Below are 23,856 nucleotides of genomic sequence, written 5' to 3'. Positions count from 1 at the left end.
CAGCAGCCCCAAACGCGGCCACTCAGAACCTGACGGCGGCAGAAAAGGCAAACAAGTCCCAATGCCTGCGGGTATCGCGGGGCACCGGGTTTTCCAGCGTGGACAGCCAGGCGGTGCCGTCTACCTGATGCCACTCGGCCCGCAGCATGACATGGCGGGTGATATCCCAGCGCACGCCGATGGTCCAGTCCTTGGCAAACCGCGAATAATGGGGCAACCCCCTGGTCGCCTCGAACCGGCGGCCGTTTTTATCGTCGTTGTCCCAGATCAATTCGTCGTAGCGCAGCAGTAGCTCCCAACCGGGTCGCGGCCGGTAAGTACCCTGGATAAAGTAGTTGGTGCCGGTAAATTCGGCATCAGCAAAATCGCCGAAACCATCCAGTTGTGACGTTCTGCGAGCCACTTCCGTGGTCAGCCCCCATCGTTCGGCGTTGTACTGCACTGAGAGTATCAGGGGTCGAAAGTGGAACTCGCCCGCCGCCAGCGGATCGAACCCACCGGGCTCGTAATCGACATTCACCTCGGAGGCGGTGAGCCCCAGGCGCACGCGCCCGAAATCGTACTCGTAGACAAATCGTCCCATCCAACTGGTGGCCCCCTCCAGATTACCCGGCACCTCCTCGAGGAAAATAGCGGGCTCGAAATCCGGGTCCTGGGTGCGCGGCTCAAACACGCCAAATTGAAACAGGTAGTCGCCGGAGTCGGCGCCGCGCTCGTAATAAAAGTGAACACCGTCGGAGGACAGGGCGAAGTTGCGGTGAATATCGAAGTAGATCGACTGCGGTAAAAAGATGCTCGGGCGCGTCGCCGCAATATCGCGTGTATCGTTGTAAAAACCAAGCGGGTTGACCACACGCCCCAAACGCACGCCGCCGCTGACGGCATCGGTGCTGAACAACGTATAGTCCACAAAACCATAATCAACACGCAGGTCGCCATCATCTGTCGCGCCGGCCTCGCGCATAGTCAATTGCAGTGCCAGTTTCAGCTTGCCGGTGGGTCGCCACAGGGCATTGATGCCCAATTCATAAAAATCCCAGCTACCGTCCTCGCTATCCCCAAAAAAGTTGTTGTGGTCGCTTTGCACAAAACCCTGGGCCGCAAAACCGTGGACGCGCAGGTTGTCGGGGAGATCGATGCCCCCCGCCCGGCACACACCGGCGCCGCACAACATCAAAACTGCAGCGAAACCCGCAGCAAGACTTATAAAAGTTCTGATCGCAGTCATTTCAGTTCCAGTATTTTCACGCTGGCATCGACCCATTCGTCCCGCACATAACCGATCGAGTTTTCGGTGTGTGAGACCACATCGCGCATTTCCTCCTCGGAATTCACCACTACCGGCGATTGTCCGGTTCCCGAGTACACTCTTCTGTCCCATATGCGACGCAGGTTATAGGGAAATGTACGCAGCACCTCTTTAGTGAATTGAACATGGGTCGGGTCGTCGTCAGTCAGCACAAAAACCTGGATAAGTTCTCCTTCAGGCCAGGTACGGGTTCGCATACCGAAAATCGAGCGCAGCCTCATTTTGGTCAGTGAATCCACTTTCACATCCCGGTGGGCGATCACGCGGATATCGGACACCGGCTCCACCGCCTGTATCATCGCGGGCGCCGACAGCAGGCATAACAACAACAGGGAAGAACGCCACAGTGAACGGGAAATCCACAGTGAAAGGAGCGTCCACAGTGGACAACGGGCGGTGGTCGAATGCATAACAGGCCGCGTCGGTTTCATAAATAAGAACTACTGGGTATTTAACTCTGTCATCACTTCGGCAGGCGCGATACCGGCAAGCTTCTGATCGCTCGGCAAGAGCGACGGCTGGGGTTTGCCGATGAAATAACCCTGGGCGTAGTCCACACCAAATTTCGTCAACAGTTCCAAAGCTATTTCATCTTCCACAAATTCGGCAATGGTCTTCTTACCCAATCCCTGCGCCACATCGTTAATCGCCTTGACGAATAAACGATCTTCAAAGTTTTTTGCCAGATGGCGCACAAAAGACCCGTCAATTTTCACATAGTCCACCGGCAGTCGCCGCAGGTAGAACCAGGAGGCGAAGCCGACTCCAAAATCATCGAGGGCAAATTTGTAACCGAGCTTACAACAGCGCCCGATAACCTCCGCCGCCGTCACTATATCCTCCACCGCCGAGGTCTCGGTGAGTTCGAATATAAGGTGCGAACGGTCTATGTTGTACGCTTTCACCAGTCCCTCGATCGTGGCGACAAAATCACTGTTGGCAATCGCCTTGGCCGACAGGTTCACCGACAATGTTATATCCCTGCCCTGGCGGCGGAAGCTGTCCAGGGCAGCCACGGCCATATTGACCACGTAGCGGTCAATCTCATGAATCAGCCCGGTTTTCTCGGCAATCTGGATAAACATACCGGGCGGTACCAATTCACCGCGTTCGTCAACCATGCGCACCAGGGACTCGTAGTGAGAAATACAATTGCCGCTCACATCCAAAATCGGCTGGTAGTGCAACAGCAATCGTCCGTCGTCGAGCGCGTCCTTGATGCGGGCCTTCCAGTCTACCCGTTTCTGCAATTCATACCTTTCCGGCGCATCAGCCGAGTAGAGATGCCAGTTGCTCCGGGCATTGCTCTCAGCCTTGGATTTATACATGGCAAAATCGGCATTGGCCATTAACTCGTCCACAGATTCGCCATGTTCCGGATACAGGGCGATACCCACACTGATGGTTATGCGGTGCAGTGTTTTGTTGCCGATCACCTCGGTGTCGCTGATCAACTCGCACAGTTTATTCGCCAGGGCAATGGCGCCGTCGCGATTGGTCTGCTCCATCAACACCGCGAATTCATCTCCGCCCAAGCGCGCCAGCGTATCGGTATCGCGCACCGCATGGGCCAGCTTCACCGCGATCTCACACAACAGGCGGTCGCCGGCCGGGTGGCCGCTGGCATCGTTGACCGTCTTGAATTGATCGACATCGAAAAACACCAGCGCACCCGGCTGCTTGAAGCGGTCGTATTTCTTCAACGCCTGGGCAAACTCAGTCTGGAACCGCCGGCGGTTGAAAAGCTCGGTGAGCGGGTCGTGATCGGCCAGCCAGGCGAGGTTGCGTTCGGCAATTTTGCGGGCAGTCAGGTCCAGGCCGACAGACAGCACCAGGCTGTCTTCGGCGTTGGTGTTGGGCAGGTGCGAATGGTACCAATCCATATGCAGGCGCTTGCCCGAATCACTGATAAAGTCGCTCTCATGGTGAAATTGCGACGCTGTGCCCGCAAACAGGGCCTCGATACCGCGCTCGATCTCGCCCCTTTGATCATCCTCTATATAGTCTGTAAACCGCACGTGTTGCAGGCCATTTTTTGCCACACCGGTCAATCGCTGGCCTTCCGTGTTCAACAGCCGCAGGCGCCGGTGGCGATCCTGGGTGAGAATGACCACATGCACATTGTTGAGCAGGGTGGTAACAAAATTGCGCTCTTCCAGCAGTTCGCGACTGCGACGCTTCAATCCCTTGGTTCTCGACTTGACCGTTAAATCAAGCCGCTCCAGCTTGCGCGAGAGCAGAATAGCGGCATCAAACAAATCGTGGATCTCATTGCGAATCAGCCTCGGCCCCCGCAGCTGGGTTAGGTTCAGGGTCATGTCCCTGTTGCTCTGCGCCAGCAGCGGCAGCGCCTTGGCAACCACCTGCAAACGCACCATGGGCAGCCACAGCAACCATAACAACACCGCTTCGGCCAGCAGCAAAATAGCAATGGCGGCGAGGAAAAAACCGGCGAGCGTCGACTGCAGGCGCCCAACATCAGCGCTCACGTCTTCCAACACCACCATGCGCGCACCCTTGGCGTCGCTGGTTTGGCCCAATGGAATCAAACTGATCTCGTAATGCCGATTTTCCCAGACCTGGATCGCCCGGGCGCGCGCCAACTCGGCGATGGGCAGACCGGATGACATCTGTTCGAGTACGTTGTAGGTCAAGGGGGCCCCGGTCAGCGCAACCAGGTCGTGTTGCCAGTGCCCGAGCGGCCACATGCTTTCCAGGGGTTCAGCAGCGCCGGCGCGGCGCGGCACCAGGATGCCCACATCGGCCAGCGTCGCATCGTGAAACTGTAATACGGCGCCCGCCAGGGACCGGGTTAGCGATAACACACCCACGGTCGAGGTGTTGAGAAATACCGGCACGCTAACCGTTTGCCAACAAGACCTATCGCACCAGATCTCGGTCACCGGGGCCTCCACGCGATTGGCTTCGGCGACCCATTGAGCCGACAATGCCTGGGCCGGCACGCCGCCGCCCCAGGCATCGATCACACTACCGACCGTATTGTAAAGAACCATCGCATCGACATCCCACTCGAAGTTCAACTGATCCCAGTTGTACTCCAGCGTGCGGCGCAGCGCATCTGCCGAACCGACACCCTCCTCAGTCGCCCCGGCCAGCCCTTGCATATGGCCCGCCAACTGCAACAGTTGCAACTGCATCGCTTGCAGCGCGCCGGCTACCGCCTTTTGCCGGTCCTGAAAAACCCGGTCCCGCTGGTTGACATAGGTCTGCTCGAGGTTGTTCTTGCCAAAATAGGTGATCAGCCCCACCCCCAATACCAGAATAAAGCTGACACTCAGGACGGCTTGCCACTTGAGGCTTAGAAAACTTTTTTTCATGGTCGCCGCGGTTCCGGGCAAGGTGTCGCGGGATAAGGCGCTGGAGATAAGGGAGCTGAAGAGAAAAGTGCTGAGGGGAACAATATCACAGAGGAGAATGCTAACAACGTGCGAACCCCGGCAACATCAAGACCCGCCACTGGCGGCAACGCGGGTAAGCGCGGCCAGCCAACACTGGCTGGCGGGAAAAAGCATATAACCAAGATACGTGCCATTGCAACCAGAGTCAGAAACGTCTAATAGTAAACCAGAAAAAGAACGGCGCGATGAAATAGATACATTTGCATTATTTTTTACTTTTTTGTGAAGGTCGGTAGCAGGTTAGTTAGAGCCGGTAACAGGTGTCGGCCACACAATACCGCCCTTCAACCGCTCCTCAAAAACAGCCGTCCAATCAAAGATTAACCCCCCATTTACCGGCGTGTCCGCAGCCGGAAGCGGCCATTAAACCATAAAGACGCGAACCTGAATAACCATTTGGCGAAATCTTTTCGGCGCGAAAACGCCCTGTGCGCCGTGCGATCCGGCCGCTGCGGACGGCTGCAGATACACTTCCCGGACCCATCTCAAAACAGCGTCCGGGTGCATCGATAAGCCACGACGCCACACTGGCCGAGTGGCTGTCCCGGGAGGCAAGCCGGAGTCTCGGGCCGGTTGCGCCAGCCGCTGTCGAAAACAACGACTGCGTCGGTGTCAACGGATAAATCGTAATTGCGCCCCTGACCCTTTGTGAATTATTCACCTGCCGCTATTTGGTAATCACTGTTAACATAACCGGGTGTGTGTATCAACACGATCAGCGACATCTTACTTTCAATGAATGGCGGTGGAAAAACTCTGCATCACAAGGTCCGCAACGCCAACAGGTAAATGAATCGATGAACCCCGCCCAACATTTCCAACGTTATTTCGATGTCTGTAAGGCCGACAGCCGGGACTCGCAGGAACAGGCGTTCAGGATTCGCTACCAGGTGTACTGCCGGGAATTCGGGTATGAAGCCGAGGAAAACTGCCCCGACGGCAGGGAAAGGGATGAGTATGACAACCATTCCCGCCACAGCCTGCTGATCCACAAAGGCAGCCAGCATCCGGTCGGTTGCGTCAGGTTGGTAGAGGCAAACCCGCTGGCACCGGAACTGCCGCTGCCTTTCGAACGTCACTGTGCCGCGGCCCTGGACCGGCACCGCTTTGACCCCGATGAATTTTTACCCGGACAGGTAGCAGAGTTTTCCCGGCTTGCCGTTGTCGCCGGCCTGCGACGCCGCCACAGCGATCAAGGCCGGGAAATCAACCTGCCGCAGCAGACGCTCGAGCAGCGACAGCGGCGGGGCCGCTTTCCGGTTATCCCGGTCAGCCTGTTGCTCGCTGCCCTGTCGATGCTGATGGCCAGCGACGCAGACTACGGCGTGGCCATGCTGGACCCCCAACTAGCACAGCAACTGCGCCAGTTTGGTATTCACTTCGAACGGGTAGGGAAAACCATCGATTACCAGGGTCCGCGCGCGCCTTACCTTATTCACAGGGATAATGCGCTGCGCTACCTGAGAGACGGCGTCGGGGAGCTGTTTTTCGAGATCAACAGATCGCTGTATCAAAGACCCGAGTTTGCCAACCCCTGTGCCGCCCGGGCCTGAGCGATACCCCGGTCCGCGGCACTATGAGACGGGCGGGGCAACAAGGACAAGCGACCAGGAACACAGGGAACGGGCCGAAGGCGGTAATCGCGCCTAACCGGACGCCACCCAGGCCCTGACACGCGCTTCGAGAATACTCAACGGCACCGGTCCCGACTCCAGCACAAGGTCGTGAAATGCCCGAATGTCAAAGGCCTCACCCAATTCACCCTGGGCGTATTCGCGCAATTCCTTAATCTTCAATTCGCCTATTTTGTAAGCCAATGCCTGGCCCGGCCAGACGATATAGCGATCGATCTCCACGGCGATATCGTGTTCGGTCTTGGCGCTGTTGGCGATAAAAAAGTCGATTGCCCGCTGGCGGCTCCAGCCCAGTTGGTGCATGCCGGTATCCACCACCAGGCGGATGGCACGCCACATCTCGTAGGTGAGCTGGCCGAACTTGCTGTAGGGATCGCGATAAAACCCCATATCCTCGCCGAGGCTCTCGGAGTAGAGCCCCCACCCTTCCACATAAGCAGTGATATGCAGCAACTGCCGCCGCCAGGGGTGCATACCCTGCTGCTCCTGGGCCAGGGCGATCTGCAGGTGATGGCCGGGCACCGCCTCATGCAGGCTCAGCGCCTCCATTTCCCATTTGGGCCGGCTCTTCAGGTTATAGGTATTGGCGAAGAAAACGCCGGCGCGCCCAGCCTCGGGCGAGCCGGGGCGATAGTACGCCGTAGTCTGGGATTTCTCCGCATAGGCAGGAATCGGCTCCACCCCGTAGGGCAGCCGGGGCAGCACGCCAAACAGCTTCACCAGTTCCGGGTCGGCGCGTTTGGAGATATCGCGGTAACTGCGAAGCAACTCTTCCTTGCTATCGTAGTAGAACTGGGGATCGGTGCGCAAAAAACGCGCAAAAGCGGCAAAGTCGCCCCGGAACCCGGTCTGTTTGATAATCTCGTCCATGGCCCGGCGTATGCGCTTAACTTCCTGCAAACCCTTAGCGTGGATCTGCTGCGGTGTCAGCTCGGTGGTGGTGGAGCGCGCAGCCCGATGCGCGTACCACCGGGTGCCGTTCGGCAGGGCCGACAGACCCACCGGCTCCCGCGCGCCCGGAAGGTACTCGTCCTCCAGGAATTGCAGCAGTTTTTCATAGGCCGGGGTCACCTGCTCGGCAAAAGCGCGGCGGGCCTTTTCTGTCAGTTGCCGCTGTTGCCGCGCCGACATACCCTGGGGGTACTGCTTGAAGGCGGCCAGCAGCGGGCTGTTCAGCGGCTCCTTCACCAACAGGTTGCGCACCTGCTGCGGCACATCGCGCAAGGTTATCTTCGGTGGCGTGATACCTTCCTGCAAGCCCCGCCGCAGCAGTGCCAGATGTTGGTCGACCAGTTCGGGCACCCGCTGCAGGCGGCTCAGCATATCCTCGTAATCGCGCTCGCTTTGCGGGGCGGTGTAACCCAACACCTGCGCCACCAGCTGCTGTACGCCGCCCATTTGGTTCAGCGGCAGCAGGTGATCGGGAAAAGCCTGAGCTGCGACATTCATCTCCAGTTCGTTTTGCAATAACTGGTAGTCCAACTGCGCCGCCGGGCTCAGTTGTGCCATCGGAATGCGCTCGAGCAGGGCCAACAGTTCACGCACCTCCCGCTGGCGCCGTTCGATCGCCGCCAGCGAGTAGTCGGTCCAGCGGTGGTTTTGGCCCGGGTAGCCGTGGCGGGTGGCCTGCTCGGGGAACTCGGTCATTTGATAGTCGTAGACCAGGTCCAACAGCGCCGTTAAACGCTCGTCAGGATGTTTAAAAGCGTTGCCGCTTTTGATGGCGGCGACCTCGGTGGCGAGGCGGGAGAGGTCGGCAGACGCAGTGGCAGCAGTGATACACAGTAAAAAACAACACAGTGGTTTTGCCAGCTTACCCATATCTGTATTTCCCCTAAAAATGGTAAGTGTTGCGCAGAGAGTTACACCTGCTGCGATGTCGATTTAAAAAGCCGCGTTGCCCGGCGTGCGCGGATAGGGGATGGCGTCGCGGATATTCTCCATCCCGCTGATATAGTTCAACAACCGCTCGAACCCAAGCCCGAACCCCGCATGGGGCACAGTGCCGTAGCGGCGTAAATCCCGATACCACCACAACTCATCAGCCAGCCCCGGCGCCGTCATGCGCCCATCGAGTACTTCCAGGCGCTCCTCGCGCTGGCTGCCGCCGATGATTTCGCCGATGCCCGGCATCAGCACATCCATCGCCGCCACGGTGTTGCCGTCATCGTTCAGGCGCATGTAAAACGCCTTGATGTCCTTGGGATAATTCTTTACCACCACCGGCCCCTTGACATGCTGCTCGCTCAAATAGCGCTCGTGTTCCGAGGCGAGGTCCGCTCCCCAGGTCACCGGAAACTCAAACTTCTGCCCGCAGTTGTCCAGGATGCGGATCGCCTCGCCGTAATCGAGGTGCACGAACTCCGCATCAATCACCTGTTCCAACCGGGTGATCGCCTGTTTGTCCACCCGCTGGGCGAAAAATGCCATATCGTCCTGGCGCTGCTCCAGCACGGTGCGAAAGCAGTGCTTGAGAAAGTCCTCTGCCAGCGCCGCGTTGTCCTCCAGATCGGCAAAGGCAATTTCCGGCTCAACCATCCAAAACTCTGCTAGGTGGCGGCTGGTATGGGAATTTTCGGCCCGAAAGGTGGGGCCGAAGGTGTAGACCTTCGACATGGCCAGGCAATAGGCCTCCAGGTTGAGCTGACCGGAGACGGTGAGAAAGCTCTCGGCGCCGAAAAAGTCCTGCGAGTAGTCCAGCTGCCCCTTATCGTCCCGGGGCAGATTGTGCATATCCAATGCCGATACCCGAAACAGCTCGCCGGCGCCCTCGCAGTCGCTGGCGGTAATGATGGGCGTATTGACCCAGTAAAAACCCCGATCGTGAAAATAGTTGTGAATGGCATTGGCCAGGGTGTTGCGCAACCGGGTAATGGCGCCGAAGGCATTAGTGCGCGGCCGCAGATGGGCCTGGGTGCGCAGGTACTCGAAGGTGTGGCGTTTCTTGGCGATGGGGTAGGACTCAGGATCGTCGACCCAACCCACCACCTCGATCCGATCGGCCCGCACTTCGACGGTCTGCCCCTGGCCCTCGGACTCCACCAACTCGCCGCTGGCGATAATCGCACAGCCGGCACCGAGGCCGGTGACCTCGGTCGCATAGTTTTCCAGGGTCTCGGGGACCACCAGTTGAATCGGCTCGAAGCACGAGCCGTCGTGCAGCGCCACAAAGGAAATACCGGCTTTGGAGGTGCGCCGTGTGCGTACCCAGCCCTTGACGGTGACCGGGCTGCCGACCCTCACCTCACCGGAAAACAAAGCGGCGACAGTTACAGTATGCATAGGTGACATGACTCCTTGAGTGGGATTGACAGCTTGCCGCCGGGGGCACAAGGGTATCGGCGGCGGGGTGTGCCGCAAACGCCGGTGGCACTGCTGGGCTGCTGTCTTTCGGTGCTACATAGATACTACTGACGTACATTAACCGTCTTCCCTCAGCGGGTCTAATCCGAATCGCATCGACTTTCGCAAAACGGTGCCAGGAAACCGGTCTGCTTCTGATGGCTATCGCGGGCTGAGACAGGATATCCCGGGTAGTTTAACGTTCTAAAGCTTTTACGTGCCACTCCACGGCCCGGCGGGGGGGGGGGGGGGTGCGGTTCCGATCGTACATGCGCCATCAGGGCAATCGATACCTGCACCGGCCATCGGAACCCTCTGCAACCTCGAATCCGGGCACCGGGATCGCAGATTGCGGGGTGGGAGCCTATCCCAAATCGGGTATCATAACAGGCCGCCCATACTGGCTCGCTCAGAAAACACCTCTCAGGCAGAATAAAAAATGATCAGGATGAAAGTGTTGATACCGGTATTGATAGTGCTCAGCATCGCCCTGGGCTATATGGTGAGCGCCACCCTGGCGGTCTCGCGGGACTACGCCGTGCTGGTGGCCCCCATGAGCATACTGCTGGCGGCGCTGCTGGCCGGCTCGGTGACCATAAACTACCTGCACCGCACCGAGGAGAGCCGCAAGCGCGACCGCACGGTAAACTTTATTGCCAGTTATGATCCCTTCTCGCGCCCGGAGTTTATCAACCTGCTGTATGCGGCGGAACGGGAACTGGCCGACGGGCTCCAGGTCTTCAACGCCGCGGGGGTGTCGGGGCCGGAACTGGTGAGCAAAATGGACAACCTGAAAAACGCCGTCAGCGATCTGTCGATGGAACAGGCGCAGGCGATTCACTCCGCCGCCGGCTTTTTCGAAATGCTGATTGTCAATCTGTCCTCGGATTACTTTGACAAGCACTACATCCTGCAAATCTACGGCGACAATTTTGGTATCCAGTTCTGGGCCCGCACCTGGCCGCTGCTCAAATACAGTCAACTGAGCAATATCGAGTACCAGACGCTGCAGGGCATACCCAATAACTCGCTCGGCGGCTCTTACTCCAGCCTCGAGCGCTGGGTGCTCAGCCACGTTCGCGACGGCGATATCTTCCCCATGCCGAACGAGAAAATGGCCACCAAAAAGTCGGACATGCATCGGTAACAGAGGGTAATATCCATGGCACTGACTCCATCGACCACGATGCCGCTGGGCACAGCGGCACCGGACTTTTCACTGCCGGAGCCGAGCAGCGGCACCTGGCGAACACTCACAGAACTGCGCGGCGATCGGGCCACCCTGGTTATGTTTATCTGCAATCACTGCCCGTATGTCAAACACATTGAGCAGGGACTGATCGACTTTGCCCGGGACTATCGGGACAAAGGGCTCGGTATCATCGCCATCTCCGCCAACGACGCCGACAATTACCCCGAAGACGGCCCGGAGCAGATCGCCGCCGCCCGCTACCCGTTTGCCTATCTCTACGACGAATCCCAGCAAGTGGCCAGAGCCTATGATGCCGCCCACACCCCGGACCTGTTTTTGTTCGACGCGCAACTGCAGTGCGTGTACCGCGGCCAGTTCGATGCCTCGCGCCCGGGCAGCGGCGAACCGGTTACCGGCGGCGATCTGCGCTCCGCCGTTGATCAGTTGCTGGAACACGGGCACATCGATATGGAACAAGTGCCCGGCATCGGCTGCAGCATCAAATGGAAGTGAGACACCCGGCAGTGGCCGGCGGAAGCGGGCGCCTTGAACAAAGACGCCCCTAAAACAGACGCCTTGCGAAAAATCGCCGTCTATGTGACCAACGGCTCCTGGAGCAGTTCCGCCACCATGCCCCGGGAGATGTTTTACGTCGCGAAGACTTTCGGCCACTGCGGCGTCACCGTGGATATGGTCGGTCTCGACACCCGTCCGGTCATCACCCTTGGCGACATACCCATCACGCCGGATACCGGCCTCGCCGCAAGCGCGCAATACGACGCGGTGGTCTTACCCACCATGGCGCAGGTAAACGCCCAGGCCCTGGCCGCCAACGCCCCTCTCTACCCCTGGTTACAGGGCCAGCATCGGCAGGGGGCGATTATCTTTGGTGAGCTGACCGGTGTTTTCCTGATGGCCGAGGCCGGACTGCTCGATTACACCACCGCTACCACCCACTGGCATTACGCCGATAACTTTCGCCGCCGCTACCCCCGCGTCGACCTGCAGGCAGCGGAGATGTTGACCGTGCAAAACCGGCTGTACTGCAGCAGTGCGATAAACGCCAGCATGGACATCTACATTCACCTGATCAACCAGTTTTGCGGCACCACCATTGCCCAGCAGTGCGAGCGCTTTTGCGCCATGGGCTCGCGCCGAAACTACCACCGGGTGTCAATCAATGTCGATGATTTCAAACAGCACGAGGACACCGCGATACTGGCGGTACAACAGTGGCTCGAAAAACACTACGCCGAGCCGGTTACCATCCCGGAAGTGGCTGCGCGTTTTGGCATCAGCCAACGCAATCTCACCCGGCGTTTTAAGCGCGCAACCGGAGAGTCGCCCCGCGGTTACCTGCAACACTATCGGCTCGAAATGGCAAAGGAGCTGTTGCTCAACACGCAAAACCCCATTCAGGATATCTGTTTTGACACCGGTTACGAATCGCTGACGGTTTTTGGCCGGCGCTTTCGCCAATACACCGGCATGTCGCCGTCGGCGTATCGGGAGAATGGCGGCAAGCCGCAACGAAAAATTTTCTCCTGAGACGGGGATTCGAAGACGTGACCTCAAGGCTCCAGCAGTCGAGCACCCCGTTTGCGCTCTCGGGGAATCGGGACATCCCCGGAACGAAAACGGCAGGCTTGGGATTCGAGAGAAAAAATATCTGGGCACAGCGGGTTTGCCGCTAAGGTCTACCTCTGCCGCGGCACCATGGACACCAGCATCTTGGCGGTTTTCCGCGCATCCAGGAGAATCATACCGACGTTGATACTCGGTTTGGCCTCCAGTGCCAGTACGTGGTCTTTGCCGACCTGAATCAACAACAGGATGCCCTCACTGCCGTATAACAACACCTGCTGCAGGGCGCCGCGCTCCAGTTCCTTGACCGCGGTGTCGGCCAGGCCGAGCAACGTGGCGCACATGGCGGCCAAGCGATCCGAATTGACCCCTTGGCGCAAATCCGCAGCGATACAGATACCGTCTCGCGAAATCAGCGCGGACGCCTCCATATCATCGCTTTTCGTATTCAAAAGTTTCAGGATCGACACTATTCGCCGGGTGAGGGTTTCCCTGCTCTTTTTTTCAGCCATACGCGCGCTCAACCGGGGAATGCATGACCAGTCATCTCATCAGTATTCCAGTTTCTGCACCGACTCAAAGCGCTTTTTCGATCGCCGGCATCGCACTCCTGGCTTTACTCATCACCATACCCATATTGGCCGTCTTTCTGCAGACAAAGGTGGCGACGTGATCCGGGTTGGATTTCGAGCGCAAAAACACATGGGTGAGATTGGTGCTGGTGATAAACATATCCTGGAAGTAGTGTTCGTCACTTTCCACACCGCGCGATTTTTTAAACATGTTTTCAATCGACAGCACATTGGAACCCTGATATAGATCGGCCGTGGCGGCGGCCACCAATTCGAGCACCTCTGCGGGGTGGGAATCGACGGTTTTAACACCTAACAGCATACCTGTGGAAATATCGGACACGCCACCGGCCAGACAATCGGGAATGGTCGCCATGGCTTTTTGCAACAAAGCTTCAAAAGACATACTACACTTCCTTATTCGTTAAGCATGAGGTTGACTATAAATTTATCTCTGCCTATTAGGTTTAGCATAGTTTTCTAAAGCCTGAGCAAATTTTTCCAAAAAATTCACCTGTTGCTCCGACTGCACCCAACGGGGCTCGATACGGCGCACCGCTTCCAGGGCGTCCAGCGCGGCCGCACCCTCCCAGATCAACTGCGACGCCAGCATGGTACCGGTGCGGCCCATGCCGGCATGACAGTGCAGGGCGACCGGCTTTTTGTCGTTTATATAACCCTCGATTTTGTCGCACAGGTCAATCGCCGCATCGACCTGCGGACAACTCATGTCCGCTATCGGAAACCAGATACTCTCGATGCCATATTCCGCCAGCGCCTCTGTATCGAAGGCCGTTTCGGTGAGCGTCACCAGCACCTCGACACCGACCCGTCGCAAGGCGCTCAAATCATAGTCGAGGTCGACAAAGAGGCCGGGTTTCGGGGTGCCCGCCAGCAGGCCGGCTTTGAGCCAGAGGAAATTACGGGGCCCGAAAGCATCACTGACATAGCGGTGTTTACCCCCGCTCACAGGTGCCTTGCCGGCGGTGACCGGCGGCTTTTCCACCGGTTCGAGCGGTTCGACGGCGCCGGCTCCAACCGAGGGGACGCAACAGGAACCGCTGCGCACAAAATCCCGGGCCGGCTGCGACTGCGGGTCAGCGAAAAAGTCTTCGGTCAAACGGACTTCCTGCATCACCCCGCCGGCGAGCAGTGCGGTGTAGCCACCGAGCTTGCGCGCGTGCTTCTGATTGTGCACCACCACCAACACGGCCCGCCGCTGTCCCTCACTAATCAGGTAGTCCAGCAGGCGCCGACAGGACTCCTCGTCGAGGTCCGCCGTGGGCTCATCAACCATCACCAGCTTCGGGTTGGCGGCAACGGCACGCAGAATCGCCAGATGACGCTGCACGCCCAGGGGTAGATCGACTACGCTGGCGTCCAGTTTATCCACCAAATCCGCCAGCCCCGCCATTTGCAGCAACCGCACCGCCACGTCTTCCTGCTGGGACCGGTTCAGGTTGTCGCGCTCGGGCAGTCCGTAGACAATATTCTCCTTCACCGAGGCCATTATCAGCTTGGCCTTCTGCGCCACCAGGACCGGCCGTTGCGCGCCGTTCAGCGGCGCCTCCAGATAGCTGGCCTCGCCCCAGGTTCGCAGCGACGGGCTGGCATCGTTGAAACCCGACAGTGTTCGCAGCAGCGTGGATTTACCGGTACCGACCGGCCCGATCAACACCACCACGCCGCGCACCGGCACCTCGAGAGTGACCGCATGGAGAATCTCCCGCTCTCCGAAAGCCACACCATAGTCCTTCAGCGCCAGTACGTGTTCATTCATGCTTATTCAACTCGGTATCTGCCAGTCCCGGGTCCAGGGTGTACAACAGCGCCTGCACCAGAATCACTACATCGTTTTTATTGCGCGTATCCACTTCGAACACCGCCAGGTTCAACCCAAACTCCTTTAATACCTGATGGTAATCGTCCAGCTTTGGGCCACTGGCATATGTCATATGGGTCACCCCGACCACCGCTGCGTGGTCGGCGATAAACTTCTCGAAAGACCGCAGGAACAAACGCAGGTCCTGCAGCGGGTCGGGGTTGCTGTGGTCCATCAGCAACACCAGCCCGATACAACCTTCGATCAGTACATCCCAGACAAAATTGAACCGCTGTTGCCCGGGTGTGCCGTAGAGGTGCAGGACTTCGCCGTTATCCAGTCGGATGCTGCCGTAATCCATGGCTACGGTCGTATACTTTTTCTTACTGCGCGTTTCGTCGGTAGCGATCTGCTCGGTGGTGATCGGGGCAATGTTGCTTAAGTGGGTAATCGCCGTTGTTTTTCCCGCGCCGACTACACCGGTAAAAACAATTTTGTTCTGGGTACTCATAGGCGCTCTTTCGACCTGCTTCGATGGGCGGCGAGATTATTCAGGATAGCGGTAAAGAGCGTGCGCTTTTTGGTCGTCATAGTTGTATTGGTCGTGTGCTCGGTGCCCTGCTCCGAGTTGTCGATAAGATTGATCGCCAGCGCGCCGGTGTAAAACAGATTGATATATTTCTCATCCACACCCAGGCCGGCGGCAATTTCCCCGAGCGTGGCCGCTTTGTTTATCCAGGCCGAGGCTATTCTCATACAATTGGGAAACTGATCCATACGGGTAAAGTTGGGCCAGCGCAGCAAGCGGTATCTTTTCGTCAGGGAAGTTCCCTGGGGCAGGCGCCCGCGGGAAGTTCTCAACGCCAGATTCCACAACAGCACTTCGATCGGCAGCACCCAGACTTCGTTGACATCGCACTCGGACAGTTTATGGAGGGCATTGTCATCGAAGCTGGTTATTTCGATGGTGGTCGAATTCACCATCTGCACCAGACCCAGATTTTTAAGCTGTGCCGGCTTTAGGTCCGACAGCACATATCCCGACTTCGGATAGACGATAATACGTCGATTGTCCCAGCATTTGAGTTGCAGGGAACTGGACCGCCGGCGCGCCTCCTCAATCGTTTTTTGCAGCCGCCCCAACAGGAAATCGTCCGGTTGAAAAAAAGTCTTCGCATTTCCCTGAAAACCGCCAAGCTCCGCATCCCGGATAAGGGTCGACGCCTGCCTGCTCCTGGCGGATTCCGCAGCTTTAGGGCTCGTCGATGTTTTCAGATTAATGGATTTCAAATCTCTGAGCAGACCGTTCCTGTGTGCCACTCCCAGGTCCTTTATCCGGCTGCCGGTCTGCTCGGCGATACAATCCCACAACAGATTCAGTTTCGGCGGGTGCGCGACACATATGGCATCGGGGTCGGCATCCAGCTTTTTGCCCAAAATGATATAAGGTATTTTCAGACCGCCTGCGATAAACTCCTGCAACTTCGTCAACTCATCCGATGATTTGGCATGAGTATCAACAAGCAAGACATGGGCATTGTCAATAGCAGATAGTGCGCATCTGCCTTTGTAATGGGTCTTGAAGATCAACGACATCCTGGACTTGCCGTTTTCATCCATACCGATGGTGGCAACACGAATTACTTCTGTACCCTGTCCGTCCGACAACGCTGGTTCCTTTCTATGCAACATGCCCACTCGTAAGACATGCCGGTTTAAATGGTCAGTTCCCGGTGATAGCTTTCCCAACCTAGGCTACAGTAACTAGTTATAGACGGTATTTGTGATCTGGCAAGGTGACTGCGGCAGGGGCACTATCCCGGCGGTACAGGCAGTTTATTTATTGTATTTCGAGATAAGAAAGTTTAAAGCTATTACTTTGCGCTGAGTGAAGACGCAGAGTCTCGCCGGTGGTTTGTTTTTGCGATAGAAAACAAGCGTGCAGAATACGGGACCAGGTAATTTCGACACAAGGGAGTGGTCCCATTCTAAGGGGACGGAGCTGAAGGTCCGTCCCCGCACCGTGCCACCGCAGGTTTGGCACTGCACAGATACTGTGCGACGTTCGGGGTTAAGGCGGGTTGAAGGTTTAACCGGCCGCTCTCTCACAATACGCTTTCACTAAATCCATATCTTTGGCCACGGCTTTTTTAACCATACCGCCAATCAGCCAATTCATGACTTTCGGCAGTAATCTATACGCCCGCCCCTCCATCACCGCGATCAACTCGGTCTGCCCCTGCTGAGCGGTCACGGTAAATACCGTATCCCAAACAGTGCCGTGGCTGTCGGCCACCAGGCGCACCCGCTCGTTGGGTGAAAACTCGGTGACTTCCAATTCCGTCGCGGCCTCGCGCCCGGCCAGCATCCGGGTTTCGCGAAAACGGGTGCCGACCCCGGTTTTGGTTTCCGATAAAAATTCCACCCTGATGATCTGTCGGACTGCCTTTGCATACTGGCTGATATCAGCAACGGTATTGAACACCACATCGGGCGGGGCGGCTATGTTTCGAATAAGGGTCACGTTCATCGCCCATCTTCTCCGGTTTGAATCTCTAAAGCCTTACCCTCTACCGGGGTTTCAACTTCTCCAGTTCGTCCACCGAGCGCGGCCAGTCCTTCTTCAACAATCTCGACAGCCCCCGATCGGCCAACACCCTGCCGCCAGTCTGGCAGGTCGGACAATAGTTGATCTCATTGGTGGCATAGCGAATTCTTTGAATAGGTGTCCCGCACACCGGACAGGGCTGGCCGTAACGCCCATGCGCCGCCATATCGTCCCGAAACGCGGTGACCTTTTCGGGGAAATCATCGCCGTAATGCGCGCGCAGCCTGTCCGTCCACAGCTCCAACATGGCAGTTACCGCCGCGTGCAGGCGCCCGATTTCCTCATCGCTCAGCTTTTGCGTCATGGCGATGGGAGACAGGCCCGCCCGGTGCAGGATTTCATCGGAATAGGCATTGCCGATACCGCTGAAAATCCGCGGGTCGGTGAGGGCGCGCTTTAGGGTGTGATTGGCGGCACACAGGCGTTCGGAAAACTCTGACACCGTCGTCGCCAGCACATTGATACCCCCGGGGTCCAGGGCACGGAGATTCTCCTCACCGCTAACCAGATGCAGCGAGGCGCGCTTTTTGGTGCCGGCTTCGGTCAGGTATAACAGGCCATTGTCAAAGACCAGGCTGATCAACGCACTTTTGCCGGGAGGCTTGGCACCTGCAACCTTCCAGTGCAGGCGCCCGGCTATCATCAGATGGAAGACCATCCACAGTTCACCGCGAAAACCAATGGCAATACGTTTGCCGATCCGCTCCAGCGCTGTCACTTCCCTGTCAAAAAATTCTGCCAAAGGCGGCACGGCAGTCCGCAACAAGAAGGGGCTATTAACTGTAGCCGTATTCAGCGACCGCCCGAGAATCCGCCGCTCCAAGGCTTCCAGGTAGACAGTGATATCGGGATATTCCGGCATTCAAAGCACCTCTATTTATAGCGGCAAACCAGCCAAAACTTTCAAACCCGGCGGGCCCTTAGCCAAAATCAGCAGCCGACCGACGCTAAACAGCAAATCGGCGCTAGGCGACCGGCGGCCATCTGTGTGCCCAGGCGCGCGCCTGCTCCAACTGCCCGGCCAGGCTCAACAACCGCCGTTCAGCCCCCATAGGTGCGATAAACTGCACCCCAATCGGCAAACTGTCTCCATTCCAATACAGCGGCACCGACATCGCCGGTTGCCCGGTTAGGTTGGCCAGTTGCGTAAACGGCAGCTTCTCGAGACCCTGCATCGCCATCTTGTCGACAACACCGCTTTTCAGCAACCATTTTCCCAGGTTGAGCCGATTGGCCAGTTGCAAAAACAGTTTTTCCCCGCTGCCCGGCTCAAAATACCCGACCGGTAACGGCGCCGCCGCGGTGACCGGGGTTAGATAAATATCGTATTGTTGATGGAAACGCGCCATTTCGCGGGCGAAGCCGTTCCACGCCAATTTGCAGGTAACAAACGTCTCGGCGGACAGGGCGCGCCCCAACATGCCCAGCGCGCGGGTCGTCTCCTCCACTCGCAGGCGCCTGACAGAGACGCCGGTGGCACGGGCCATGGTGGCCAGTTCGGCGGCCACATGCCCCATATACATAGTCAGGTAACAGTGCGCAACACGGCGGCCGTCGATAGCCGGGCACGCCTGTTCGACACTGTGGCCAAGTGACTGCAGCAGCGCGGCGGCATCCTCCACCGCCGCCACACAATCGGCGTCTACCGGCCCGCCCAGGGGCGAACGGGTATCGAAGGCGATTTTCAGCGGCGACGGCGACTGCAGTGCCGCACTCAGGTAGGCACCCTGACCGCCGGCAAACGGATAAGGGGAGCCGGGCTCCTCGCCATCTGTAACATCGAGAACCGCAGCGCTGTCGCGCACACTGCGGCTGATCACATGTTGCACGGCGGCGCCGTCCCAGACCTCGCCAAAATCGGGCCCGGCGGGACCGCGACCGCGGGAGGGCTTGAAACCGAACAGACCGCAACAGGCACTGGGAATCCGGATCGAACCGCCGCCGTCGCCGGCGGCGGCCATGGGCACGATACCGGCGGCCACCGCGGCGGCGCTGCCGCCGCTGGACCCGCCGGGCGTGCGCTCGGTATTCCAGGGGTTGCGCGCCGGGCCGAAGGCGCGGGGCTCGGTCACTCCCATTAACCCTAATTCCGGCGTATTGGTTTTACCGAAAATATTCAAACCCGCCGCTTTAAAGCGCGTTACCAGGGTGCTGTCGTGGTCCGGTATATAGTGACGAAAAGCTTCGCTGCCGTTGCTGAGCGGCACCCCCTTATAGGCCGCCAGCAGGTCTTTCAACAGGAAGGGCACCCCCATAAAAGGACCGGTGAACGCCTGTTCGAGGCGCTGGCGGGCCTCATCGTACATCGGGGTAATAATGGCGTTGAGCTGGGGATTGAGCCGCTCGGCCCGATCGATGGCAGCTTCCAGCAGTTCCGCGGGGCTTACCTGGCGGCCCGCCACCAAACCGGCCAGGCCGGTAGCATCGTACTCGGTATATTCTTTGAACATGATTTTTGCTTTTTTTGGGTGACTATTTTTAAGGTGGCAATGGTTACCGTAACAGTTGTGCGGGTGACTGCAGCCGCCGGGCCCAAGGGGAATAATGCCCGCTCCGCCACAGTGTGAACAGTGCTTTTTTGCTGCGCCGGCGCGAGACGCCGCCGGCAGCTTCTCTTATAATGCCGCCCCACCGGCTGGCAGCCATTTGGGCCCTCACGCACTATGTCTGAACTACTCTGGTTTCAATACCTGTTGATCGCCGCCATTTTCATATGGAGCGGCTTTGTGCGATCGGGCCTGGGCTTTGGCGGCAATGTGCTCTCCCTGCCTTTTTTGCTGTTGGTGGACGATCGACCACTGGTTTACCTGCCCCTGATCGCGGTTCATCTGCTGGTGTTTTCCTCCTTGACGGTGTACCTGAATCACCGCAAGGCACAGGCCATGCCACCGACAGAAAGGGTCACCACGGTAGACTGGCACTACCTCAAGTTCGCGCTGGCGGTAATGCTGGTGCCGAAACTGATGGGTGTGGTCGGCCTGATCAAACTGCCGGCGGATATTATGACCGCCATCATTTTCTGTATTATCGCGGTGTACTCGGTATCCTATATTCTCAATAAACCTTTCCGCAGCAACAGTCGCGTTGTCGATATCCTGTTTCTGATGGTGGGCGCCTATATCAGTGGCACCTCGCTGATCGGCGCACCGCTGGTGGTAGCGGTATTCGCCAACCACGTCGCCAGGCACCAGTTGCGCGACACGCTGTTTGTGTTGTGGTTCATTCTGGTCACGATCAAAATGGCGGCCTTTATCTACGTCGGGGTGGACCTGCAATGGGTGCATCACCTGTGGCTGTTACCCTGTGCCGCCGTCGGTCACGTACTCGGGCTGCGTCTGCACGACTATATGCTGAGGGCGGAAACCTCTCGGTTTTTTCGGATTCTGGGCAGCGCCCTGTTGTTGGTCAGCCTGGTTGGCCTGGTTCGGGTCATAACCTAACCGGTTGAACGCTTCGTATAAAAGTTCGCACTTCGGGGCCACTATCCAGTTTTCCCAGAAGCCACTTACCGATTGCCAATTGACACGCACACCACACTGTGCTGGCGAAACTATCTCCCGCAATAGACTCGAAGCGTATCAGTTGTACCAAGCCGTTCAGGTTCCATTCAGTGTTGTGCCGTCAGAATGCGCAGCGATCGCCACGAACTTTTTTTGGTTTTATCCCAAACCGACCAGCGCGTAACAATCGATATACACATCACACTATTCTGACGGAGGGGTATCCCACTATAGAATCCAGAGATGCCAGCCAACTTTGGCTTTTATGGTTCTATTTCGTGTTGTGCAATCAGAAAAGATAACGATCAGCAAAGAAAATTTTCGTAACGTACATTACATAAATTCAATATAAAACCTGGTGCAAAATAGTGACTTCAATCAAGAAGGGGCCCGATGGGTATGCTAGGATGCTTTTTCTTTTTCCCTTTTTTATTGTGCTGAAACACTGCATTGAAAAATAGCGCACCAGAAATTACTTGATGGAAAACTCTAACACGCCGCCCTGAACGTGCGTCAAAGCCGGCCTCTGAACATCGCCGCTCGAAAATGAGGCGAACCGGGGACCGGCAACTCAATATTGGCAAGCGATACTCGGCGCGAACGGGAAGCAACTTAGTCAAAACAGGAGCTCGCACATGCAAGCTAAAAGGATACTGCCGTTTTTTGTCTCGTTACTCTTTTTCACAATCACGGGGTGTGGCGGTGGCGGCGGATCAAGTTCCAACCCCGGCAACCCCGATCCCAATCCCGTAGACCCCGGCCCGCAAAATCGTGAATTGCAGGTAACCGTGTCCGGCCTGGTTGCCGAATTAACGGTGACCTGGCAAGGACAAACCATCGTTCTCAATCCGGATAGACTCAGCACCAACGTCGAGGCCCCGGGACCTGCGGGCGGCGCACCTGAATATAGCGGTCCGCAGTATCAAAACTGTTCTGACTATGAACTGGTCGAAACGGACAACGGCTACAACTTGACCATCACCTGTGCCGAGCCGGACCCGTTGCAGTTGCGGGTGACCATTGCCGGCCTGCAGGGTGAGCTGGGAGTGCAATGGTTCGATCAGAATCGCAGTTACGACGGCGATATCACCGGGGCGCTGATCGAGTCCAGACCGGGTGTCCTGGTGGAGCCGTCGATAACCGCTATGCCGGCATTGCAAAATTGCGCCGGCGAGTTTGTCGCCACCGACCAACCCCTTGCTTTCACTTATAACATTGAATGCACCGAACGCGTTGTTACCCATCATATTGTCATCGACGCAGCTTTGCCCTATCCGGTTACGCTGGCGCTCGCCGATCAGGAGCCGATAGTGATACAACAGGAAAGCGTGCGTTTCCCCACTGGCAGCAGTCCCCTGGACACGGTATCGATAACGGCTGTCGGCGGCACCCAGCGGTGCGAACTCGACCGACAGGTGCCGGGTGAAAATCGCGATGAACAGCACTGGTCACTGTCCTGTCGCGAGTACCTGGTATACGGCGACCCCCGCGCGGAAAATCCCGGTATCTACCTGACCTACGGCAATGGCGAAAAGTTTCTGCTGGAATCCGGTGACCCCGGCTCCTATGCTGTTGATACCTACACATCGCTGGACAAGCAGGCGGTGCTGCATCCGGATTTCGGCGCGCGAATACTGGAATTCTCCGACTCCGGAGTGAGCTGGCGCCCGATGGACCAGATTCCCGCCGGCACGATTTTTCAAACCCTGTTCACCGACAATGTGGCCTATATGGCAATTGTTTCCCAGAGAGCGGACGGCCCCTTCTACCACGTCTGGAGTATCGGCAGCAATCTGGAGACTCGGGAGGTAACAACTAACTCCGATGAGAACGGACACGTTCGCTTAATACCGGTTTCACCCCGCGCCGACATAGTGGGGATAGACTATTTATTCTTATCCAATCGTTTTGTTCGAATCTCCGCATCGGGGCAAGAGACGGATACGGCAACGACTGTCGAACCGGGCGGAGAGGTCCACGCCATAAAAACGCCCCCCTTCCAGGGACAGAGACTCAGCTGGATTTTCCGGGCCAATGAGACAACCGGACGTCTCGATGCCAACTTCTTCGGCAGCCCGCAGACCGTGCCCGACTTCCATCCCGATGCACAGGCGAATGTCGCTGTCTGGTATGACGATGCCGGTAATGAGCGGGTACTGCTACTCGGTGCGGGTGTCGGCGGACCGGATCAACCGCGGCAACTGGTGGAGTTGGATTTATTGCTGGAGCTTGCCTGGACAGTGCCGCTCGACCTGCCGGTACCTCAGTCCGTCGGCTATATGGGAACGGACGAGCGGGGACAAACCCTGGTGATCACCCGCGGTGATGACGACTTGGAAGACGGCCTGGCCCTGCTCGCCACCACTACCGGTCCGGTCGATCTTGACGCTCTGAGTCGCGCAGTCGGTATTACCGGCCAGTTGCGAGTCCGTCCCGAGGAGCGAGAGAATGCCGGCGGTATCTATCGCACAGCCCAGGCCTACAAGGGCTGGCTATTGCTGTTTGAAGGCGGTGCGACGGGCAACGTCTGGCTGACCGACGGCAGCGCCGCGCACACCTGGAAGATTGACGAGGGGGTAGCCTGGACGGCATTCCGGGGCGGTGCCTACAACCTGGTTGCCGCCGGCGCCACTATGGCGGCGGTCAGTTATGAGAGGGCAGGTACGCAGATGCTGGCTCTGCCGGGGGTGTCCGGCGGGGGTATTGCGACTGATTGAGAGAACCCTGTTGATATCAGGCCGTCGCCGTAAATAAGAACGGCGTCTCAAGCCACCCGGGAAATTTGTGAGGCAGTCATTCTCCCGGCTGGACGAGAATGTCTAAACTGGTAGGGAGGTAACCGGCACACCTGCAACAAACAGCAGACCGGAATAC

The 23,856-nt window shown here is 57.7% G+C and carries 19 protein-coding genes; 6 read left to right on the top strand and 13 right to left on the bottom strand.

The window, feature by feature from the left end:
* Window positions 1-22 precede the first annotated feature (22 nt).
* The 3 genes from FKG94_RS22350 to FKG94_RS22340 are packed head-to-tail and all read right to left on the bottom strand — an operon-like array spanning window position 23 to window position 4,647.
* Entirely contained in the window at window positions 23-1,228 is a 1,206-nt protein-coding gene (locus FKG94_RS22350; RefSeq protein WP_142929174.1) for a hypothetical protein, read from the bottom strand.
* Complete coding sequence (locus FKG94_RS22345) at window positions 1,225-1,740, bottom strand: type 2 periplasmic-binding domain-containing protein (RefSeq protein WP_179957761.1); 516 nt, start codon at window positions 1,738-1,740, stop codon at window positions 1,225-1,227. The genes FKG94_RS22350 and FKG94_RS22345 overlap by 4 nt, the downstream gene beginning before the upstream one ends.
* A 9-nt stretch (window positions 1,741-1,749) precedes the next feature.
* Window positions 1,750-4,647: a bifunctional diguanylate cyclase/phosphodiesterase gene (locus tag FKG94_RS22340; RefSeq protein WP_142929172.1), complete on the bottom strand. Its 2,898-nt coding sequence runs from the start codon at window positions 4,645-4,647 to the stop codon at window positions 1,750-1,752.
* An 878-nt stretch (window positions 4,648-5,525) separates the two neighbouring features.
* Here FKG94_RS22340 and FKG94_RS22335 point away from each other — a divergent pair.
* The gene (locus tag FKG94_RS22335) at window positions 5,526-6,281 is read left to right on the top strand and encodes a PEP-CTERM/exosortase system-associated acyltransferase (RefSeq protein ID WP_142929171.1); all 756 of its coding nucleotides are present in this window, start codon (window positions 5,526-5,528) and stop codon (window positions 6,279-6,281) included.
* A gap of 93 nt (window positions 6,282-6,374) precedes the next feature.
* Here the strand turns inward: FKG94_RS22335 and FKG94_RS22330 are convergent, their stop codons facing one another.
* Both FKG94_RS22330 and asnS read right to left on the bottom strand, forming a co-directional pair.
* Window positions 6,375-8,183, bottom strand: coding sequence for a DUF885 domain-containing protein (locus FKG94_RS22330; RefSeq protein ID WP_142929170.1), 1,809 nt, complete (start codon window positions 8,181-8,183; stop codon window positions 6,375-6,377).
* Window positions 8,184-8,246: 63 nt separating this feature from the next.
* A complete protein-coding gene (gene asnS, locus FKG94_RS22325; protein ID WP_142929169.1) occupies window positions 8,247-9,644 on the bottom strand; it encodes an asparagine--tRNA ligase in 1,398 nt (465 codons plus the stop codon).
* Window positions 9,645-10,143: 499 nt separating this feature from the next.
* On the opposite strand from asnS, the gene FKG94_RS22320 reads away from it, so the two are divergent.
* From FKG94_RS22320 to FKG94_RS22310, 3 genes are read left to right on the top strand one after another with little or no spacing between them, the layout of a single operon-like run.
* Complete coding sequence (locus tag FKG94_RS22320; RefSeq protein WP_142929168.1) at window positions 10,144-10,851, top strand: hypothetical protein; 708 nt, start codon at window positions 10,144-10,146, stop codon at window positions 10,849-10,851.
* Between the two features lie 15 nt (window positions 10,852-10,866).
* Window positions 10,867-11,409, top strand: coding sequence for a thioredoxin family protein (locus FKG94_RS22315; RefSeq protein ID WP_142929167.1), 543 nt, complete (start codon window positions 10,867-10,869; stop codon window positions 11,407-11,409).
* 33 nt (window positions 11,410-11,442) lie between these two features.
* Complete coding sequence (locus FKG94_RS22310) at window positions 11,443-12,444, top strand: GlxA family transcriptional regulator (protein ID WP_142929166.1); 1,002 nt, start codon at window positions 11,443-11,445, stop codon at window positions 12,442-12,444.
* A gap of 149 nt (window positions 12,445-12,593) precedes the next feature.
* Here FKG94_RS22310 and FKG94_RS22305 read toward each other — a convergent pair whose 3' ends face one another.
* From FKG94_RS22305 to FKG94_RS22270, 8 genes are all read right to left on the bottom strand, one after another.
* Window positions 12,594-12,992, bottom strand: a complete 399-nt coding sequence (locus FKG94_RS22305; protein WP_142929165.1) for a roadblock/LC7 domain-containing protein — start codon at window positions 12,990-12,992, stop codon at window positions 12,594-12,596.
* Window positions 12,993-13,056: 64 nt separating this feature from the next.
* The gene (locus tag FKG94_RS22300; RefSeq protein WP_142929164.1) at window positions 13,057-13,458 is read right to left on the bottom strand and encodes a hypothetical protein; all 402 of its coding nucleotides are present in this window, start codon (window positions 13,456-13,458) and stop codon (window positions 13,057-13,059) included.
* A gap of 42 nt (window positions 13,459-13,500) precedes the next feature.
* The gene (locus FKG94_RS22295) at window positions 13,501-14,832 is read right to left on the bottom strand and encodes a phosphatase domain-containing putative toxin (RefSeq protein WP_142929163.1); all 1,332 of its coding nucleotides are present in this window, start codon (window positions 14,830-14,832) and stop codon (window positions 13,501-13,503) included.
* Window positions 14,825-15,385: a GTP-binding protein gene (locus FKG94_RS22290; protein ID WP_142929162.1), complete on the bottom strand. Its 561-nt coding sequence runs from the start codon at window positions 15,383-15,385 to the stop codon at window positions 14,825-14,827. The genes FKG94_RS22295 and FKG94_RS22290 overlap by 8 nt, the downstream gene beginning before the upstream one ends.
* On the bottom strand, window positions 15,382-16,542 hold the full coding sequence (locus tag FKG94_RS22285; protein WP_142929161.1) for a hypothetical protein: 1,161 nt from the start codon (window positions 16,540-16,542) through the stop codon (window positions 15,382-15,384). Before FKG94_RS22285 ends, FKG94_RS22290 begins: the two co-directional genes overlap by 4 nt.
* Before the next feature lie 421 nt (window positions 16,543-16,963).
* Window positions 16,964-17,404 carry an SRPBCC family protein gene (locus FKG94_RS22280; protein WP_142929160.1) on the bottom strand — a complete coding sequence of 147 codons (441 nt, stop codon included), beginning with the start codon at window positions 17,402-17,404 and terminating at the stop codon, window positions 16,964-16,966.
* A 40-nt stretch (window positions 17,405-17,444) separates the two neighbouring features.
* On the bottom strand, window positions 17,445-18,344 hold the full coding sequence (locus FKG94_RS22275; RefSeq protein ID WP_142929159.1) for a DNA-formamidopyrimidine glycosylase family protein: 900 nt from the start codon (window positions 18,342-18,344) through the stop codon (window positions 17,445-17,447).
* A gap of 103 nt (window positions 18,345-18,447) precedes the next feature.
* Window positions 18,448-19,932: an amidase gene (locus tag FKG94_RS22270; protein ID WP_142929158.1), complete on the bottom strand. Its 1,485-nt coding sequence runs from the start codon at window positions 19,930-19,932 to the stop codon at window positions 18,448-18,450.
* A gap of 213 nt (window positions 19,933-20,145) precedes the next feature.
* Between FKG94_RS22270 and FKG94_RS22265 the strand changes: the two genes are divergently transcribed.
* Window positions 20,146-20,922: a TSUP family transporter gene (locus FKG94_RS22265; RefSeq protein ID WP_142929157.1), complete on the top strand. Its 777-nt coding sequence runs from the start codon at window positions 20,146-20,148 to the stop codon at window positions 20,920-20,922.
* Window positions 20,923-21,617: 695 nt separating this feature from the next.
* Window positions 21,618-23,699: a hypothetical protein gene (locus FKG94_RS22260; RefSeq protein WP_142929156.1), complete on the top strand. Its 2,082-nt coding sequence runs from the start codon at window positions 21,618-21,620 to the stop codon at window positions 23,697-23,699.
* Window positions 23,700-23,856: the final 157 nt, after the last annotated feature.

It is taken from the genome of Exilibacterium tricleocarpae (assembly GCF_007004655.1).
Taxonomy (GTDB): domain Bacteria; phylum Pseudomonadota; class Gammaproteobacteria; order Pseudomonadales; family Cellvibrionaceae; genus Exilibacterium; species Exilibacterium tricleocarpae.
Note: the sequence above shows the minus strand (reverse complement) of the source record. Positions and strands in the feature narration are given on the sequence as shown.

Bases quoted from the DNA above. Each gene is read 5' to 3' on its own strand.
- FKG94_RS22350 (WP_142929174.1), bottom strand. From the start codon at position 1,228: ATGACTGCGATCAGAACTTTTATAAGTCTTGCTGCGGGTTTCGCTGCA.
- FKG94_RS22345 (WP_179957761.1), bottom strand. From the start codon at position 1,740: ATGAAACCGACGCGGCCTGTTATGCATTCGACCACCGCCCGTTGTCCA.
- FKG94_RS22340 (WP_142929172.1), bottom strand. From the start codon at position 4,647: ATGAAAAAAAGTTTTCTAAGCCTCAAGTGGCAAGCCGTCCTGAGTGTC.
- FKG94_RS22335 (WP_142929171.1), top strand. From the start codon at position 5,526: ATGAACCCCGCCCAACATTTCCAACGTTATTTCGATGTCTGTAAGGCC.
- FKG94_RS22330 (WP_142929170.1), bottom strand. From the start codon at position 8,183: ATGGGTAAGCTGGCAAAACCACTGTGTTGTTTTTTACTGTGTATCACT.
- asnS (WP_142929169.1), bottom strand. From the start codon at position 9,644: ATGCATACTGTAACTGTCGCCGCTTTGTTTTCCGGTGAGGTGAGGGTC.
- FKG94_RS22320 (WP_142929168.1), top strand. From the start codon at position 10,144: ATGATCAGGATGAAAGTGTTGATACCGGTATTGATAGTGCTCAGCATC.
- FKG94_RS22315 (WP_142929167.1), top strand. From the start codon at position 10,867: ATGGCACTGACTCCATCGACCACGATGCCGCTGGGCACAGCGGCACCG.
- FKG94_RS22305 (WP_142929165.1), bottom strand. From the start codon at position 12,992: ATGGCTGAAAAAAAGAGCAGGGAAACCCTCACCCGGCGAATAGTGTCG.
- FKG94_RS22300 (WP_142929164.1), bottom strand. From the start codon at position 13,458: ATGTCTTTTGAAGCTTTGTTGCAAAAAGCCATGGCGACCATTCCCGAT.
- FKG94_RS22295 (WP_142929163.1), bottom strand. From the start codon at position 14,832: ATGAATGAACACGTACTGGCGCTGAAGGACTATGGTGTGGCTTTCGGA.
- FKG94_RS22290 (WP_142929162.1), bottom strand. From the start codon at position 15,385: ATGAGTACCCAGAACAAAATTGTTTTTACCGGTGTAGTCGGCGCGGGA.
- FKG94_RS22280 (WP_142929160.1), bottom strand. From the start codon at position 17,404: ATGAACGTGACCCTTATTCGAAACATAGCCGCCCCGCCCGATGTGGTG.
- FKG94_RS22275 (WP_142929159.1), bottom strand. From the start codon at position 18,344: ATGCCGGAATATCCCGATATCACTGTCTACCTGGAAGCCTTGGAGCGG.
- FKG94_RS22270 (WP_142929158.1), bottom strand. From the start codon at position 19,932: ATGTTCAAAGAATATACCGAGTACGATGCTACCGGCCTGGCCGGTTTG.
- FKG94_RS22265 (WP_142929157.1), top strand. From the start codon at position 20,146: ATGTCTGAACTACTCTGGTTTCAATACCTGTTGATCGCCGCCATTTTC.
- FKG94_RS22260 (WP_142929156.1), top strand. From the start codon at position 21,618: ATGCAAGCTAAAAGGATACTGCCGTTTTTTGTCTCGTTACTCTTTTTC.